Raw genomic sequence first — 16,360 nt, forward strand, 5'->3', positions numbered from 1 at the left:
CCGGCAATGCGCGACAATGCCGGCAAGTTTCAGGAGTGAATCATGAGTGAAATGATTGATACGCCGGTAGACGGCACCCTCGATGCAACCGGCCTCAACTGCCCGGAACCGGTGATGATGCTGCACCAGCACATCCGTGACCTGGCGCCCGGTGGCTTGCTCAAGGTGATCGCCACCGACCCGTCGACCCGCCGCGACATTCCCAAGTTCTGCGTGTTTCTCGACCATGAACTGGTCGCGCAGCACGAAGAGGCCGGTACCTATCTGTACTGGATCCGCAAGAAACTCGCTTAACCCGCCGAATGACTGATGCGGATCCGCTTGCGTGCACTGCGCGCCAGGCGGATCGACAGCATCAGCGCCGCGCAACTCAAACCCACGATCAAACCCTGCCACAATCCGCTCGGGCCGCTCGGCGTACCGAACCAGTCGGTCAGGCCCAGCGCGTAACCCACTGGCAAACCAATGCCCCAGTAGGCGAACAGGGTCAGGATCATCGTCACCCGCGTGTCCTGATACCCGCGCAATGCGCCAGCCGCCGTGACCTGGATGGCGTCGGAAAACTGGAACAGCGCTGAATACACAATCAGCATCGCCGCCACCTGAATCACCGTCGGATCAGCCGTGTAGATCGTTGCGATGTGCTCGCGCAGCAACAGCATCATGCTCGCGGAAATACACGCGTAAGCCAGCGCCGTGCCCATGCCGACACCCGCGGCGAAACGCGCTTCACGCGGCGCCTGACGCCCGAGCGCCTGACCGACCCGCACGGTCACGGCCATGCCAAGGGAGTAAGGAATCATGAACACCAGCGAGCTGAAGTTCAGGGCGATCTGGTGCCCCGCGACCACCGTGGCGCCAAGGCTGCCGATCAACAGGGCAATCACGGCGAAGATGCTCGACTCGGCAAACACCGCAATCCCGATGGGCAGGCCGATGCCCAGCAGGCGCTTGATCACCGACCATTGCGGCCAGTCGAAACGGCTGAACAACTGACTCGACTGATACGCTGGCGCCCAGCGCTCCCACCCGGCCATGCCCAGGGCCATGACCCACATCACGATCGCCGTCGCCCAGCCGCAGCCGACACCGCCCATGGCCGGCACACCGAAGTGGCCATAAATGAAGACGTAGTTCAGCGGAATGTTCAGCGCCAGCCCGCACAGCCCCAGCACCATGGCCGGACGTGTGCGACCCAGGCCGTCACTGAAACAGCGCAGCACATGGTAGAAGGCAACCGCTGGCAAACCGCTGGCGATGCCGTGCAGGTATTGCATGCACGGGCCGATCAGCTCGGGGTCGACCTTCATGAGGTGCAAAATCGGTTCGGCGCTGAACAGCATGCCCGTTGCCATCAAGCCCACCACCAGCGCTAGCCACAATGCCTGACGTACGATCGGGCCAATCTCGCCGTGGGTACCGGCACCGAAGCGCTGGGCGACTTTCGGCGTGGTGGCCAGCAGGGTGCCGGTCATCAGCAAAAACACCGGGACCCAGATCGAGTTGCCCAGCGCCACCGCCGCCAGATCCCGCGGCCCGACACGACCAGCCATGACCGCATCGACGAAGCCCATGGCGGTGGTCGCCAGCTGCGCGACCATGATCGGCAGCGCCAGGCCGAGCAGGTTCTTCAGCTCCAGGCGAACCCGGGCCGGGCGGTTGAGGGAGGTGGCGGCGGGGCGGTCAGTCACGGAATTCAAGGGCGAAACGTCCAAAGGGTATTGATGCGCGAGGCGGCGCATTCTACGCGTTGACGCAGTGGTCAGGAAAAATCCTGTGTTAGCGATTTGTAATCATCGATCCGGTTTCATGCCGGGCACTATTGTGGCGAGGGAGCTTGCTCCCGCTGGACTGCGGAGCAGTCCCAAAACCATTGTATGCGGTGTGTCTGTTGGAACCGGATTACTTGAAGGGGGCCGCTTCGCAGCCCAACGGGGGCAAGCCCCCTCGCCACAGGGTACGTGGTGACCCTCAATGCCCGCTGGCCCGCTACAGTCATCTACGCCTACACTGCCGATCCGCCAAAGGAGCCTGCCATGTTGATTGTTGCCGACGAAAATATCCCGCTGCTCGATGCCTTCTTCGAAGGTTTCGGTGAAATCCGCCGCGTGCCGGGACGTTCCATCGACCGCGCCACCGTCGAACAGGCCGATGTGTTGCTGGTACGCTCGGTGACCAACGTCAATCGCGCGTTGCTCGACGGTAGCAAGGTGCGTTTTGTCGGCACCTGCACCATCGGTACCGATCACCTCGACCTCGATTACTTTCAGCAGGCCGGCATCACCTGGTCCAGCGCCCCCGGTTGCAATGCACGGGGCGTAGTCGACTACGTGCTGGGCAGTCTGCTGACCCTGGCCGAAATCGAAGGTGCCGACCTGACTCAGCGCACGTATGGCGTGGTCGGCGCCGGTGAAGTGGGGGGGCGACTGGTCAAGGTTCTGCAAGGTCTGGGCTGGAACGTACTGGTCTGCGATCCGCCAAGGCAAGCCGCCGAGGGGGGCGATTACGTCAGCCTCGAGCAGATCATCGAGCAGTGCGACGTCATCAGTCTGCACACGCCGTTGAAGAAACACGGTGCTCAGTCGACCTGGCATCTGTTCGATAGAGACCGTTTGAATCAACTCAAGCCCGGTACCTGGCTGATCAACGCCAGTCGTGGCCCGGTGGTCGATAACGCGGCCCTGCGCCAGGTGCTGCTGCAACGCGAAGACCTGCAAGCGGTGCTGGACGTCTGGGAAGGCGAACCCGAGGTCGATGTCGCGCTGGCCGAACTCTGCGTGCTGGCGACGCCGCACATTGCCGGTTACAGCCTCGACGGCAAACAGCGCGGGACGGCGCAGATCTATCAGGCGTATTGCGAGTTCCTCGGGCAACCGGCCCCGGTCAGCTTGAACGATTTGCTGCCCGCGCCGTGGTTGTCACAAGTGACCCTGAGCGCTGAAAGCGATCCGGCCTGGGCGCTGGCGATGTTGTGCCGGGGCGTGTACGACCCGCGCCGCGATGACGCGGATTTTCGCCGCAGCCTTGTAGGCAGTGTGAGCGAGCAGCGCGTGACGTTTGATGTGCTGCGCAAGCATTACCCGCAGCGGCGGGAGATTGATGGGTTGAAGGTGCGGATTGAGGGGGATGCACCGGCATTACAGAAGATTGTGGCGGCTTTGGGTGCTTCGGCTGTCTGAAAAGCGAGTTGGCCCAATCGCGAGCAGGCTCGCTCCCACCTTGGAATGCGTACCCCTGTGGGAGCGAGCCTGCTCGCGATTGGGTGCGCAGCACCCTCAAAAAGCACCCACAAAAAACCCGGCCATCAGGGCCGGGTCAAGAAGACGGTGGCTATATCAATCTTGTTTGGCAGGCTTGACCAATCGCTTTTCCAGTTCGCGGCAGGCGTCTTGGATCATGTTTTCAGTGATCGGTACTTCGCGGCCTTTTTCGTCAATGATTGAGCAACCCAGAGACTGATCTGGCTGTGTGCGGATCACTTGAATCTTGTCATCGCTGCTGTTCTGCAAGGACATGGCCTGTCTCCTCATCAGGTTGTGTGCTTACTGTAAAACCGCCAGGTGACCGGGTTGTGACAACTCCCTGCGGTCTTTCCAGGGGCGGCAACACCAGTCCACCAGAAATACCCCGGCGTTGCCACCCGGACTTTAGACCAATAGCGTCTAGGACCTGGTCTTTGCGGACATAATTAACCTGACTCATTGTGATTTACAGAGTTCCGCCCAATTTAGCGGTGTAGGCTGGCCCGATTAACTGCTCTGTTGCTTACCTGGATGATTCCGATGCTCTCTGCCCGTCAACGCCGCGCGCTTCGCCTGGCCAGTCGTTTTCTCGCGCCCTATCGCTGGCCGGCGTTCGGTGCCTTGCTCGCACTGATCGTCACGGCGGGCATCACCTTGTCCATGGGGCAGGGGATTCGCCTGTTGGTGGATCAGGGTTTCATGACCCAGTCCCCGCATTTGCTCAACCAGACCATTGGCCTGTTCATGCTGCTGGTGATCGGTCTGGCGATCGGCACGTTTGCGCGCTTCTATCTGGTGTCGTGGATCGGTGAGCGCGTTGTCGCGGACATTCGCCGTCAGGTGTTCAATCATCTGATCTACCTGCATCCGGGATTTTACGAAGACAACCGCAGTTCCGAGATTCAATCGCGGCTGACCGCCGACACCACGTTATTGCAATCGGTGATTGGTTCTTCGCTGTCACTGTTTTTGCGCAATCTGCTGATGGTGATCGGCGGGATTGTCCTGCTGTTTATCACCAACCCCAAGCTCACCAGCATCGTGGTGGTCGCCTTGCCGCTGGTGATCGCGCCGATCCTGATTTTCGGCCGGCGAGTACGCAGCCTGTCACGCCTGAGCCAGGACCGGATTGCCGACATTGGCAGCTACGTTTCCGAAACCCTGGGCCAGATCAAAACCGTGCAGGCCTACAACCATCAAGTCCAGGACGAACAGCGATTCGCCGTGACCGTGGAAGAGGCCTTCAACACCGCTCGCAAGCGCATCTTCCAGCGAGCCTGGCTGATTACCGTGGTGATTGTCCTGGTGCTGGGCGCGGTCGGGGTGATGCTCTGGGTCGGTGGCATGGATGTCATCGCCGGGCGGATTTCCGCAGGCGAACTGGCGGCGTTTGTCTTTTACAGCCTGATCGTCGGCAGCGCATTCGGCACGTTGAGCGAAGTGATCGGCGAGTTGCAGCGCGCCGCCGGGGCTGCCGAGCGGATCGCCGAATTGCTGCGTTCGGAAAACATCATCCAGCCACCCATTACAGGTCTGGTGACGCTACCCGATCGGGTGAAGGGTGATCTGGTACTGCAAGACGTGCGTTTTTCCTACCCGTCGCGTCCTGAAAGCTATGCCGTCGATGGCTTGAATCTGACCATCAATGCCGGCGAAACCCTCGCGCTGGTCGGGCCGTCCGGTGCCGGCAAGTCGACGGTGTATGACTTGTTGTTGCGTTTCTACGATCCGGCCGAAGGGCGCATCCTGCTTGATGGTGTGCCACTGACCCAACTCGACCCGCTGGACCTGCGCCGTTGCTTCGCGCTGGTCTCGCAATCCCCGGCGCTGTTCTTCGGCAGCATCGAAGAGAACATCCGCTACGGCAACCCGACCGCTACTTTGGCCCAGGTGCAGGAAGCCGCGAAGATCGCTTACGCCCATGACTTCATCGAACAAATGCCCAACGGCTACCAGACCCACCTCGGTGATGGCGGTCTCGGTTTGTCCGGCGGCCAGCGTCAACGCCTGGCCATCGCCCGGGCGCTGCTGGTGGACGCGCCTATCCTGCTGCTCGACGAAGCCACCAGCGCCCTCGACGCCCAGAGCGAACACCTGATCCAGCAAGCCTTGCCGAGCCTGATGAAAAACCGCACCACCCTGGTCATCGCCCACCGTTTGGCCACGGTGAAAAACGCCGACCGGATCGCGGTGATGGATCAAGGGAAACTGGTGGCGGTGGGCACGCATCAGGAGCTGATCGCGAGCAATGCGCTGTATGCAAGGTTGGCGGCGTTGCAGTTTGCAGGAGCTGCCGAAGGCCGCGATCTTTTCGATTCAGCGCAAATCGGAAGTGATCACGGTTGAATAAAAGCTGTCGGGTTCGGGCATTATGTCGACCTCAGTTACGAGCCTGGATGAGGATATGAGCCGTTATCAACCACCGTTGACCCTGACCACCAGAATACTGGCATTGATCGCCGAGATCAGTGAACAGATCGGTCAGCTTTCGGCTGTGGATGATCGTCGGCAGACACCTCAACTGCGCCGCGGCAATCGGATTCGTACGATTCAGGCTTCCTTGGCAATCGAGAACAACACCCTCAGTATCGAGCAGGTGACTGCCGTTCTCGCGGGGCAGCAAGTGCTGGGGTTACCTCGGGAAATCCAGGAAGTGCGTAATGCCTTTGCAGCCTACGAATTAATACCAGATTGGCGACCAAGCAGCCGAGCCGACTTGCTGCAGGCTCATAAACTGTTGATGCACGGTTTGATCGACGACTTCGGACAGTTCCGCCGAGCCGGTGTGGGTATATATCGTGGCGAGCAACTGGTTCATATGGCTCCACCTCCGAGTCGCGTTGTGCATTTGATAGATGATCTATTGGCATGGCTTGGCGATTCTGATTGGCATCCGCTGATCATCAGTTGCGTCTTCCATTACGAGTTCGAATTCATCCATCCCTTCGCCGAGGGTAATGGGCGTATGGGGCGACTCTGGCAGACCTTGATTCTCAGTCAATGGCGACCGGTGTTGGCTTATTTGCCGGTCGAAGCAGTGATTCGAGAGCAGCAGGACGCTTATTACTCGGCATTGTCGGCGGCCGATCAGTTGGCTGAATCGACGCCCTTTGTCGAGTTCATGCTTCAAGCATTGAGCCTCGCACTGAAGGAAGCCGCCCTTGGCGAACCAGGAATCGACCTAGTAACCGACCCAGTAGCGAAATTACTTTCTGCTCTCCATGTCAACGGCTCGCTTAAAATCAGTGACTTGATGACCGAGCTCGGATTGACACATAAGCCGACCTTTCGGACTAACTATCTCAGGCCAGCATTGGCTGCCAATTTTATTGAAATGACCCATCCAGAGTCGCCAAGTAGCCCGGCTCAGAAATATCGTCTGACTTCATATGGTAAGCAGGCTGCCGCACGGATCAAGTTGGCGTAGGCATTCCAGATGCCCATAAAAAATGCCCGCATCAATCGATGCGGGCATTTTTATTAGTGCTTCAAAGCAGGATCATTGATCGTCGAAATACCGCTCATGCCAATCCACCAACGGCTGTGGCGAGTTGAGCTTCTGGCCGTAGATCACCGAGTAGGACAACACGTTCTGCACGTACTGGCGGGTTTCGTCGAACGGGATGCTTTCCACCCAGACGTCGAAGCTCAGGTGGTCTGCACCGCGCAGCCACTGACGCACGCGACCGGGGCCAGCGTTGTAAGCGGCCGAGGCGAGGACGCGATTGCCGTTGAACTGACTGTGGACCTGGCTCAGGTAAGCGGCGCCGAGCTGGATGTTCTTGTCCGGGTCGAACACCTGCTGCGGCGAGGCCAATGGAATGCTGAACTTGCGTGCGGTTTCCTTGGCGGTGCCAGGCATCAGTTGCATCAGGCCGCTGGCGCCGACACCGGAGCGGGCGTCGTCCATGAAGGCGCTTTCCTGACGGGTGATGGCGAACACCCAGCTCGAGTGCAGGCCGCGGACCTTGGCTTCACGCACCAGGGTTTCGCGGTGGGCCATCGGGAAGCGGATGTCCAGGTCGTCCCAGTACTGCGCCTGACTGATGGTGCGGATCGCCGGGAAATACCATTTCAGGTCGTAGGCCAGCTTCGCCTGGGCGACCATTTCGTCACGGCTGAAATGCCGGCTGACGTGGTACCACTCGCGGCGACCGTCGACAATCTGCCCACGGGCATGGAATTCCAGGGCGCGACGTACGCCTGGGGTGTTGCGAACCTTGTTGATCAGCGCCTGGCTGAGGACCAGCGGTTTGTTGTTCAGCGAGTAGGGCGATTGTGAACGGTCGGCGGCGAGGAAGCCGTAGAAGTCGCGCTCACGGGCCAGATTCTTGTACAGGTTTTGCGCTTCCGGGTTCTGCGGTTGCGCCAGTTCCAGGCTTCGGGCCTGCCAGTAGCGCCAACGGTTGGTGGTCGCCAGGTCCTGGGGCAGGCGGCGGGTCAACTGATAGGCATCGTCCCAGCGGGCCAGGCGCAGCAGCAAGCGCAGGCGCCATTCGGAGACGGTGTTGTCGCGCAATTCCGGGTCGTACTTGGTCATCACGTCCAGGGCGCGGCCGTCGAAACGTTTGGCGAGGGTCAGCCCGATTTCCCGGGCGATCGCGACTTTTTCGTCGCGGGAGAAGTGCATGCTGCTGGCATAGCCGTCGAGCAGGTCCATGGCCTTGTCCGGGTCCTGGCGTGCCAGGCGGCGCAGGCCAAGGCTGACCACGTCGGACATCGGTTCATCGGCCGGGCTGAAGCGCGACGGCTGGTTGAGCAGCTCGGGTTTCTGCGCCACATCGATCAACAACTGACCGCGCGGGGCGAGGGTCGTCAGGCCGTTGACCAGGCTGTTGGCCAGCGGGTAGTTGCGCGCCTGGGCGGCGAGCTTGGCGCGTTCCCAGCGTTTTTGCTCGGTCAGTTGACCTTCGGCGGCCCATTGCCCGAACAGTGCGTCGCACGAGGCCGGTTGGGATTTGCCGGTCAGCCAGAGTTTCTCGGCGTTGGCGTAACCTTCGGATTTCTGGTTATGGCCGATCTGATACTGCGCATTCAGGCAGTCCAGTTCGGTGAAGTTGAGCTTGCGGTCGTAGTACTTGACGAAGGTCGCCCAGTCGCCGCGCTCGGCCAGCCAGCGCAACCAGCGCAATTTCATCCAGTTGGCTTGTGGCAGGTCACCATGCTCGGCGAGGAATTTCTCGATCTCGGCATTGCTCGCGGTTTTCAGGCGCGCGGTCAGCTCGTCATAGGCCAGGTATGGTTCCAGCGGATAATCACGCAGGGCCTGGCTGTAGCGCAAATAAGGACCGGTATCGCCCTTGGCCAGGGCACGCTTGGCTTCATCGTAATACTGGCGTTGGGTGGACAGGTCCACCGCCTGGGCGGTTTGAACGGCAGTGGCAGAAAGAAGAAAACAGGATAAAAGACTGAAAAGGCGACTGCGCATGAGACGTCCGGGCAGAGAAATCATGACAAGCGTGGGCGATGCCCGCACTGAATTATCTGTAGCTTAGCCTTTTGCCAGCAGCGGGCGAAAGCTTTGCCGGCCTGTCGGCATCAGTTCGCAACATTTGTCATGCAGAGTGCCGTGAAGGTGAAATTGCCGGCCTTCTGAAGCCTCAAGTCAGGTAGAATGCGCGCCCGGTTTTTGGAGAAGCTCATGACCCTGCTCAAATTCAGCGATGTGTCCCTTGCTTTCGGCGCTATGCCGTTGTTGGACAAGGTGTCCTGGCAGATCGCCCGTGGTGAGCGGGTGTGCATCATCGGCCGCAACGGCACTGGCAAGTCCAGCATGATGAAGCTCGTCAAGGGCGACCAGAAGCCTGATGACGGCTCCGTTTGGCGCGCGCCCGGCCTCAAGATTGGCGAATTGCCGCAAGAATTGCCGGTAGCCGACGAGCGGACCGTGTTCGACGTGGTGGCCGAAGGCCTGGACGGTGTCGGCGAGCTGCTTGCGCAGTATCACCACCTGAGCCAGAACATCGTCACCGACGCCGACCTGGACAAACTGATGCACGTCCAGCACGACCTCGAAGCCCGTGACGGCTGGCGTTTGCAGCAACTGGTCGACAGCACCCTGAGCCGTCTGCAGTTGCCGGCCGACAAGACCCTCGCCGAATTGTCCGGCGGCTGGCGTCGTCGCGTCCTGCTGGCCCAGGCCCTGGTTTCCGAACCGGATCTGCTGCTGCTCGACGAACCGACCAACCACCTGGACATCGGTGCCATCGCCTGGCTCGAAGAAGCGCTGAAGGATTTCCAGGGCGCCGTGCTGTTCATCACGCACGACCGTTCATTCCTGCAGAACCTTGCCACCCGCATCCTCGAACTGGATCGCGGCGGCCTGATCGACTGGAACGGCGACTACGCCAGTTTCCTCGTGCACAAAGAAGCCTCGCTGGCCGCTGAAGAAACCGCCAACGCGCTGTTCGATAAGAAGCTGGCCCAGGAAGAAGTCTGGATCCGCCAGGGCATCAAGGCTCGCCGCACCCGTAACGAAGGCCGCGTGCGCGCCCTGAAAGCCCTGCGCGTCGAGCGTAGCGAGCGTCGTGAGCGCACAGGCAAGGCCAACATTCAGCTGGATACCGCCGACAAGTCCGGCAAGCAGGTAATGGTCCTCGAGAACGTGAGTTTCGCGCATCCGGGTGGCCCGTTCCTGATCAAGGACTTCTCGATGGTCCTGACGCGCGGCGACCGCATCGGTCTGCTCGGCGCCAACGGTACCGGCAAGACCACGCTGTTGAAGCTGATGCTCAGCGGTCTACAACCGACCAGCGGCAAAGTGGAAGAGGGGACGCGGATCGACGTGGCCTACTTCGACCAGTTGCGCCATCAGCTGGATCTGGAAAAGACCGTGATCGACAACGTGGCCGAAGGTCGCGACTTCATCGATATCGATGGTCAGAGCCGTCACGTGCTGAGCTACCTCGGCGACTTCCTGTTCAGCCCGCAGCGTGCCCGCACGCCGGTCAAGGCGCTGTCCGGTGGTGAGCGTGCCCGTCTGTTGCTGGCGAAACTGTTCAGCAAGCCAGCGAACCTGCTGGTACTCGACGAACCGACCAACGACCTCGACGTGGAAACACTCGAACTGCTGGAAGAGGTCTTGCTGACCTTCAACGGCACCGTGCTGATGGTCAGCCACGACCGGGCATTCCTCGACAACGTGGTCACCAGCACCCTGGTCTTCGAAGGCGAAGGCAAGGTTCGTGAATACGTCGGTGGTTATCAGGACTGGCTGCGTCAGGGCGGCTCGCCGCGCCTGCTGGGCGTGACCGAGAGCAAATCCGGCAAAGCCGACCTGACCTCTGCGGTCGTGACGGCCGAACCTGCGCCCGTCGCGGCGGTAGACGCGCCAGTGGCGAAGAAAAAGCTCAGCTACAAAGTGCAGCGTGAGCTGGAAGCCTTGCCAGGTCAGATCGAAGCCATGGAGCAGCAGATCGCAGCCGTTGAAGCCCAGATGGCGGATGCCGGTTTCTATCAGCGTCCGGCTGCCGAGACCGCTGCGGTGATCACTCAGCTTGAGCAGTTGCACGCTGAGCTCGACATCATGGTCGAGCGTTGGGCCGAGCTGGATGCCTGATTGATCCTGCTATAAAAAAGCCCGGCGTTCAGTGATGAACGCCGGGCTTTTCATATGGAATGCGATCTGCAAACTGTCGCAGATCCAATGTGGGAGCGAGCCTGCTCGCGAATGCGCTGTCACAGTCGATAAAATTCGTCGAATGTTGAACCGCTTTCGCGAGCAGGCTCGCTCCCACAATGGGTAGGTGTTATCAGCTTTTGATCAGGCGCACCGCGAGCACATCGCAAGGCGCACCGTGCAATACATCATTGGCGGTGGAGCCCAGCAGCAGCGCCAGGCCATGTCGCCCGTGACTGCCCACCACGATCAGGTCGCAGGTTTGTTCCTTGGCCAGATGGTGAATCTCCTGGCGTGGCTGGCCGTAGGTCAGGTGGCTGTATTCCTTGGAGAGTTCCGGATACTTCACGATCAGTCGGTCCAGGCGCTCTCGGGCCTGATCGAACTGCTGTTGTTGCAGTTGTGACAGGTCCATCGGCACGTCGCCGCCAAAGGCCATGGCCATTGGCTCGACAATGTGCACCAGGGACAGCTTCGCGCCGTTGCTCACCGACAGTTCGCGAGCGCGGTGGATTACAGGATCGCACTCTTCGGTTAGATCTACAGCGACCAGAATGTGGTTGTAGGGCATGAGGTGCTCCTCCTGAGGATTGCAATATGGGTAAGTATGGCTGGTTTCAAGCGCATCGGCTCCAAAGTGACTGAATGCGCTCATCAAGAATCGGGAGTACAGATATGACGGTCTGGATAGTGGTGTCAATCCTGCTGGTGGTACTGAGTCCGCTGGCATGGTTGCGGCCGTCCCGTGGTCAGAGCGGGCGCATGGCCCTGCGCATGGAGGCACGACGCATCGGTCTGGCCATGCAACTGGCGCCTCAGGAGTGGCCGCACTGGCTCAGCCAGGAGCCGCCGAGCCCTTGCGCCCAGTACCATCGACCGCGCCGCGGCAATCAGCCGGCATGCTGGAGTTACTGGCAAAAAGCGCCGGGTGTGTGGGTGAATCAATGGCAGGAGGTCTGCGAGGATCCCGCATTATTGATTCATTTCGAAAAGTTGCCAGCCAACGTCTACAAGATCGAAGCAGACAAGCAGATGATCACCTTGTATTGGGGCGAGAAGGGCGAAGCGACTGTTTTGCAACAAATCGATGCCACCCTCAAAGCACTGGCCTGAAACCCGTTCCCTGGTAGGAGCTGCCGAAGGCTGCGATCTTTTGACTTTGATTTTTACAAACAAGATCAAAAGATCGCAGCCTTCGGCAGCTCCTACGCAAGCAAACCTCAGCGTCTGGCAGGCAGGCAATAAAAAGCCCGACATCATCATCGGGCTGGAGTTGGCCAGGCAGGCCGGTAATTCGGTGTGGGGATGATCTTACGCCGGGCATTCGCCAAAAGCGTTCATATTTTTTCCTCAGATCCCGCCAGCGTAGCCTGTTAAACACGGTTTGCCGCAAATTAGGGCGACTTTTCTAACTATTGATCTTATGAATGGCCTCACATGCACCCGCGTGTTGCAGGTCTTCGTGTTACGGAAATGACCGCAAAGTCGCGTTTCAACCAGCATTTTGGGCGATTGACAATTGTCGGAAATTCCGTGAAGGTGGCGTACCCAAATCAAACGGGCGTATGAATTGAGCGTTTGTATTTAACATCGCTCCTACAGAATCCCGACTATCGCGTTGGCGGGTGTGTCGGGTGGATGGGCGTAGCATTGACGTTAAACGTCCCTGCCGAGCCATTTGCCTGCGTCCGACGTGTACTGTTCAGCTTCCATATCGTGGAGATCAGTTGATGATTTACGAAGGTAAAGCCATCACGGTTAAGGCTCTTGAAAGTGGCATCGTCGAACTGAAGTTCGACCTCAAGGGTGAGTCCGTCAACAAGTTCAACCGTCTAACCCTGAACGAACTGCGTCAGGCCGTAGACACCATCAAGGCAGATGCTTCGATCAAGGGTGTGATCGTCAGCAGTGGCAAGGACGTGTTCATCGTCGGCGCCGACATCACCGAATTTGTCGAGAACTTCAAGCTGCCTGATGCAGAGCTTGTTGCTGGCAATCTGGAAGCCAACAAGATTTTCAGCGATTTCGAAGACCTCAACGTCCCGACTGTCGCCGCGATCAACGGTATCGCCTTGGGTGGCGGTCTGGAAATGTGCCTGGCGGCGGACTACCGCGTCATGTCCACCAAGGCCAAGATCGGTCTGCCGGAAGTCAAACTGGGCATCTACCCGGGCTTCGGCGGTACCGTGCGTCTGCCGCGCCTGATCGGTGCCGACAACGCCATCGAATGGATTGCCGCCGGCAAGGAAAACCGTCCGGAAGACGCGCTGAAAGTCGGCGCCGTCGATGCGGTGGTCGCTCCTGAGAAACTGCAGGAAGCCGCTCTGGAGCTGATCAAGTGCGCCATCTCCGGCGAGTTTGACTACAAGGCCAAGCGTCAGCCGAAGCTGGAAAAGCTGAAACTGAACGCTATCGAACAAATGATGGCTTTCGAAACCGCCAAAGGTTTCGTGGCAGGGCAAGCTGGCCCGAACTACCCGGCGCCGGTTGAAGCGATTAAGACCATCCAGAAAGCCGCGAACTTCGGTCGTGACAAGGCGCTGGAAGTCGAAGCCGCCGGTTTCGTCAAGCTGGCCAAGACCTCTGCCGCGCAGAGCTTGATCGGTCTGTTCCTGAACGATCAGGAACTGAAGAAAAAGGCCAAGGCCTACGACGAAATTGCCAAGGATGTGAAGCAGGCCGCCGTACTGGGCGCCGGCATCATGGGTGGCGGTATCGCTTATCAGTCGGCCTCCAAAGGTACGCCGATCCTGATGAAGGACATCAACGAGCACGGCATCGAGCAAGGTCTGGCTGAAGCCGCCAAGCTGCTGGTGGGCCGCGTTGATAAAGGTCGCATGACCGCTGCGAAAATGGCTGAAGTGCTCAACGGCATTCGTCCGACCCTGTCCTACGGTGATTTCGGTCACGTTGACCTGGTGGTTGAAGCGGTCGTCGAGAACCCTAAGGTCAAGCAAGCTGTCCTGGCTGAAGTCGAAGACAAAGTCAAAGAGGACACCATCCTCGCGTCCAACACCTCGACCATTTCCATCACCTTGCTGGCCAAAGCCCTCAAGCGTCCGGAAAACTTCGTCGGCATGCACTTCTTCAACCCGGTGCACATGATGCCGCTGGTTGAAGTGATTCGCGGCGAGAAGTCCAGCGAACTGGCTGTTGCCACCACCGTTGCCTACGCCAAGAAAATGGGCAAGAACCCGATCGTCGTCAACGACTGCCCGGGCTTCCTGGTCAACCGCGTGCTGTTCCCGTACTTCGGCGGTTTCGCCAAACTGGTCAGCGCCGGTGTGGACTTCGTCCGTATCGACAAGGTCATGGAAAAATTCGGCTGGCCGATGGGCCCGGCATACCTGATGGACGTGGTCGGCATCGACACCGGTCACCACGGTCGTGACGTGATGGCTGAAGGCTTCCCGGACCGCATGAAAGACGATCGCCGTTCGGCCGTTGACGTGCTCTACGAAGCCAAGCGCCTGGGCCAGAAGAACGGCAAGGGCTTCTACGCCTACGAGACCGACAAGAAGGGCAAGCAGAAGAAGGTTGCCGATCCATCGGTACTCGAAGTGCTCAAGCCTATTGTCTTCGAACAGCGTGAAGTGACCGACGAAGACATCATCAACTGGATGATGATCCCGCTGTGCCTGGAAACCGTGCGTTGCCTGGAAGACGGCATCGTCGAAACCGCTGCCGAAGCCGACATGGGTCTGGTCTACGGTATTGGTTTCCCTCCATTCCGTGGCGGTGCGCTGCGCTACATCGACTCGATCGGTGTGGCAGAGTTCGTTGCCCTGGCTGACCAGTACGCTGATTTGGGCGCGCTGTACCACCCGACCGCGAAGCTGCGTGAAATGGCCAAAAACGGCCAGAGCTTCTTCGGTTAAGCGCCCACACTAGAGCGAGAGTGAAATTATATGAGCTTGAATCCTAGAGACGTCGTGATTGTCGACTTCGGTCGTACGCCGATGGGCCGCTCCAAGGGCGGCATGCACCGCAACACCCGCGCCGAAGACATGTCGGCGCACCTGATCAGCAAATTGCTGGAACGCAACGTCAAGGTCGACCCGAACGAAGTCGAAGACGTGATCTGGGGCTGTGTGAACCAGACCCTGGAGCAGGGCTGGAACATCGCCCGCATGGCGTCCCTGATGACTCAGATCCCGCACACTGCTGCCGGTCAGACCGTCAGCCGTCTGTGTGGCTCGTCGATGAGTGCACTGCACACTGCCGCGCAAGCGATCATGACCGGCAACGGTGACGTGTTCGTCGTCGGCGGCGTCGAGCACATGGGCCACGTGAGCATGATGCACGGTGTCGATCCGAACCCGCACATGTCCCTGTACGCGGCGAAAGCCTCGGGCATGATGGGCCTGACCGCTGAAATGCTCGGCAAAATGCACGGCATCACTCGCGAACAGCAGGACGCCTTTGGCGTGCGCTCCCACCAACTCGCCCACAAGGCGACCGTGGAAGGCAAGTTCAAGGACGAAATCATCCCGATGCAGGGCTACGACGAGAACGGTTTCCTGAAACTGTTCGACTACGACGAAACCATTCGTCCGGAAACCACCCTGGAAAGCCTGGCGGCTCTGAAGCCAGCGTTTAACCCGAAGGGCGGCACCGTGACAGCCGGTACCTCGTCGCAGATCACTGACGGTGCTTCGTGCATGATCGTGATGTCGGCGCAGCGTGCGCAAGACCTGGGCATCCAGCCTTTGGCGGTGATTCGTTCGATGGCAGTGGCAGGTGTGGACCCGGCAATCATGGGCTATGGTCCAGTACCGGCGACACAGAAAGCACTGAAGCGCGCGGGCCTTGGCATTAACGATATCGACTTCTTCGAGCTCAACGAAGCTTTCGCCGCACAGGCCCTGCCAGTGCTGAAAGATCTGAAAGTACTCGACAAGATGAACGAGAAGGTTAACCTGCACGGCGGCGCGATCGCCCTGGGTCACCCGTTCGGTTGCTCCGGTGCGCGTATCTCCGGCACCTTGCTGAATGTGATGAAGCAAAATGGCGGTACCTTCGGGGTAGCCACCATGTGCATTGGTCTCGGCCAAGGCATCTCCACCGTCTTCGAACGCGTTTAAGCGTTTCGTTGACGGAAGCCGGGGCCAAGTGCCCCGGTTTTTGTTTTTCTGAATTTATTTTTGTTTTTATTTTGAAAAGATTTGAGTGAGGGCCAAACCATGCCGATACAACCTGGGCTCTACCAACATTACAAAGGTCCGCAGTACCGCGTATTCAGTATTGCGCGGCATTCGGAAACCGAAGAGGAAGTGGTCTTCTACCAAGCCCTGTATGGCGATTACGGCTTTTGGGTGCGTCCCCTGAGCATGTTCCTGGAGTCGGTCGAGGTTGACGGCGAACAGGTGCCACGCTTTGCTTTGGTGCAAGCCGAACCGAGCCTTTTTTCGAAGCCATAAGCTGAGTGCGCGCAAAACCCTGCGCTTGACCTCACCTTGTAGCCACTATATATAGCGGTGCCGCGTCAGGCGCCAACCGC

Annotated in this window: 13 protein-coding genes; 9 read left to right on the forward strand and 4 right to left on the reverse strand. The window is 59.3% G+C overall.

Features of this window, described 5'->3' with window-relative positions:
* Positions 1 to 42 precede the first annotated feature (42 nt).
* Entirely contained in the window at positions 43 to 294 is a 252-nt protein-coding gene (gene tusA, locus ACYZUD_RS00070) for a sulfurtransferase TusA (RefSeq protein WP_095052036.1), read from the forward strand.
* Here tusA and ACYZUD_RS00075 read toward each other — a convergent pair.
* Positions 291 to 1,700: an MATE family efflux transporter gene (locus ACYZUD_RS00075; RefSeq protein ID WP_462022039.1), complete on the reverse strand. Its 1,410-nt coding sequence runs from the start codon at positions 1,698 to 1,700 to the stop codon at positions 291 to 293. The two genes, tusA and ACYZUD_RS00075, sit on opposite strands and share 4 nt — an antisense overlap.
* Before the next feature lie 336 nt (positions 1,701 to 2,036).
* On the opposite strand from ACYZUD_RS00075, the gene pdxB reads away from it, so the two are divergent.
* The gene (gene pdxB / locus ACYZUD_RS00080) at positions 2,037 to 3,179 is read left to right on the forward strand and encodes a 4-phosphoerythronate dehydrogenase PdxB (protein WP_462022040.1); all 1,143 of its coding nucleotides are present in this window, start codon (positions 2,037 to 2,039) and stop codon (positions 3,177 to 3,179) included.
* A gap of 156 nt (positions 3,180 to 3,335) precedes the next feature.
* Here pdxB and ACYZUD_RS00085 read toward each other — a convergent pair whose 3' ends face one another.
* Positions 3,336 to 3,515, reverse strand: coding sequence for a PA1571 family protein (locus ACYZUD_RS00085; protein ID WP_462022041.1), 180 nt, complete (start codon positions 3,513 to 3,515; stop codon positions 3,336 to 3,338).
* A 258-nt stretch (positions 3,516 to 3,773) separates the two neighbouring features.
* Here ACYZUD_RS00085 and ACYZUD_RS00090 point away from each other — a divergent pair, with 258 nt between their 5' ends.
* Positions 3,774 to 5,588 (forward strand): ABC transporter transmembrane domain-containing protein, encoded by a 1,815-nt coding sequence (locus ACYZUD_RS00090; RefSeq protein WP_462025147.1) that lies wholly within the window; start codon positions 3,774 to 3,776, stop codon positions 5,586 to 5,588.
* 58 nt (positions 5,589 to 5,646) lie between these two features.
* Positions 5,647 to 6,669: a Fic family protein gene (locus ACYZUD_RS00095; RefSeq protein ID WP_462022042.1), complete on the forward strand. Its 1,023-nt coding sequence runs from the start codon at positions 5,647 to 5,649 to the stop codon at positions 6,667 to 6,669.
* A 72-nt stretch (positions 6,670 to 6,741) separates the two neighbouring features.
* Here ACYZUD_RS00095 and ACYZUD_RS00100 read toward each other — a convergent pair whose 3' ends face one another.
* Positions 6,742 to 8,670 (reverse strand): transglycosylase SLT domain-containing protein, encoded by a 1,929-nt coding sequence (locus ACYZUD_RS00100; RefSeq protein ID WP_462022043.1) that lies wholly within the window; start codon positions 8,668 to 8,670, stop codon positions 6,742 to 6,744.
* Between the two features lie 213 nt (positions 8,671 to 8,883).
* Here ACYZUD_RS00100 and ACYZUD_RS00105 point away from each other — a divergent pair, with 213 nt between their 5' ends.
* Positions 8,884 to 10,800: an ATP-binding cassette domain-containing protein gene (locus ACYZUD_RS00105; protein ID WP_462022044.1), complete on the forward strand. Its 1,917-nt coding sequence runs from the start codon at positions 8,884 to 8,886 to the stop codon at positions 10,798 to 10,800.
* Positions 10,801 to 10,993: 193 nt separating this feature from the next.
* On the opposite strand, the gene ACYZUD_RS00110 is transcribed toward ACYZUD_RS00105, so the two are convergent.
* The gene (locus tag ACYZUD_RS00110; protein ID WP_059404528.1) at positions 10,994 to 11,431 is read right to left on the reverse strand and encodes a universal stress protein; all 438 of its coding nucleotides are present in this window, start codon (positions 11,429 to 11,431) and stop codon (positions 10,994 to 10,996) included.
* A 104-nt stretch (positions 11,432 to 11,535) separates the two neighbouring features.
* On the opposite strand from ACYZUD_RS00110, the gene ACYZUD_RS00115 reads away from it, so the two are divergent.
* From ACYZUD_RS00115 to ACYZUD_RS00130, 4 genes are all read left to right on the forward strand, one after another.
* The gene (locus tag ACYZUD_RS00115; RefSeq protein WP_462022045.1) at positions 11,536 to 11,973 is read left to right on the forward strand and encodes a hypothetical protein; all 438 of its coding nucleotides are present in this window, start codon (positions 11,536 to 11,538) and stop codon (positions 11,971 to 11,973) included.
* A gap of 617 nt (positions 11,974 to 12,590) precedes the next feature.
* The gene (fadB, locus tag ACYZUD_RS00120; protein WP_462022046.1) at positions 12,591 to 14,738 is read left to right on the forward strand and encodes a fatty acid oxidation complex subunit alpha FadB; all 2,148 of its coding nucleotides are present in this window, start codon (positions 12,591 to 12,593) and stop codon (positions 14,736 to 14,738) included.
* 30 nt (positions 14,739 to 14,768) lie between these two features.
* A complete protein-coding gene (fadA, locus tag ACYZUD_RS00125; RefSeq protein ID WP_008028488.1) occupies positions 14,769 to 15,944 on the forward strand; it encodes an acetyl-CoA C-acyltransferase FadA in 1,176 nt (391 codons plus the stop codon).
* Between the two features lie 99 nt (positions 15,945 to 16,043).
* On the forward strand, positions 16,044 to 16,280 hold the full coding sequence (locus ACYZUD_RS00130; protein ID WP_046047845.1) for a DUF1653 domain-containing protein: 237 nt from the start codon (positions 16,044 to 16,046) through the stop codon (positions 16,278 to 16,280).
* Positions 16,281 to 16,360: the final 80 nt, after the last annotated feature.

The organism is Pseudomonas sp. XS1P51 (genome assembly GCF_054897845.1).

Excerpts from the sequence above, each read along its gene's own strand:
- tusA (WP_095052036.1), top strand. The coding sequence starts at position 43 with ATGAGTGAAATGATTGATACGCCGGTAGACGGCACCCTCGATGCAACC.
- pdxB (WP_462022040.1), top strand. The coding sequence starts at position 2,037 with ATGTTGATTGTTGCCGACGAAAATATCCCGCTGCTCGATGCCTTCTTC.
- ACYZUD_RS00085 (WP_462022041.1), bottom strand. The coding sequence starts at position 3,515 with ATGTCCTTGCAGAACAGCAGCGATGACAAGATTCAAGTGATCCGCACA.
- ACYZUD_RS00090 (WP_462025147.1), top strand. The coding sequence starts at position 3,774 with ATGATTCCGATGCTCTCTGCCCGTCAACGCCGCGCGCTTCGCCTGGCC.
- ACYZUD_RS00095 (WP_462022042.1), top strand. The coding sequence starts at position 5,647 with ATGAGCCGTTATCAACCACCGTTGACCCTGACCACCAGAATACTGGCA.
- ACYZUD_RS00100 (WP_462022043.1), bottom strand. The coding sequence starts at position 8,670 with ATGCGCAGTCGCCTTTTCAGTCTTTTATCCTGTTTTCTTCTTTCTGCC.
- ACYZUD_RS00105 (WP_462022044.1), top strand. The coding sequence starts at position 8,884 with ATGACCCTGCTCAAATTCAGCGATGTGTCCCTTGCTTTCGGCGCTATG.
- ACYZUD_RS00110 (WP_059404528.1), bottom strand. The coding sequence starts at position 11,431 with ATGCCCTACAACCACATTCTGGTCGCTGTAGATCTAACCGAAGAGTGC.
- ACYZUD_RS00115 (WP_462022045.1), top strand. The coding sequence starts at position 11,536 with ATGACGGTCTGGATAGTGGTGTCAATCCTGCTGGTGGTACTGAGTCCG.
- fadB (WP_462022046.1), top strand. The coding sequence starts at position 12,591 with ATGATTTACGAAGGTAAAGCCATCACGGTTAAGGCTCTTGAAAGTGGC.
- fadA (WP_008028488.1), top strand. The coding sequence starts at position 14,769 with ATGAGCTTGAATCCTAGAGACGTCGTGATTGTCGACTTCGGTCGTACG.
- ACYZUD_RS00130 (WP_046047845.1), top strand. The coding sequence starts at position 16,044 with ATGCCGATACAACCTGGGCTCTACCAACATTACAAAGGTCCGCAGTAC.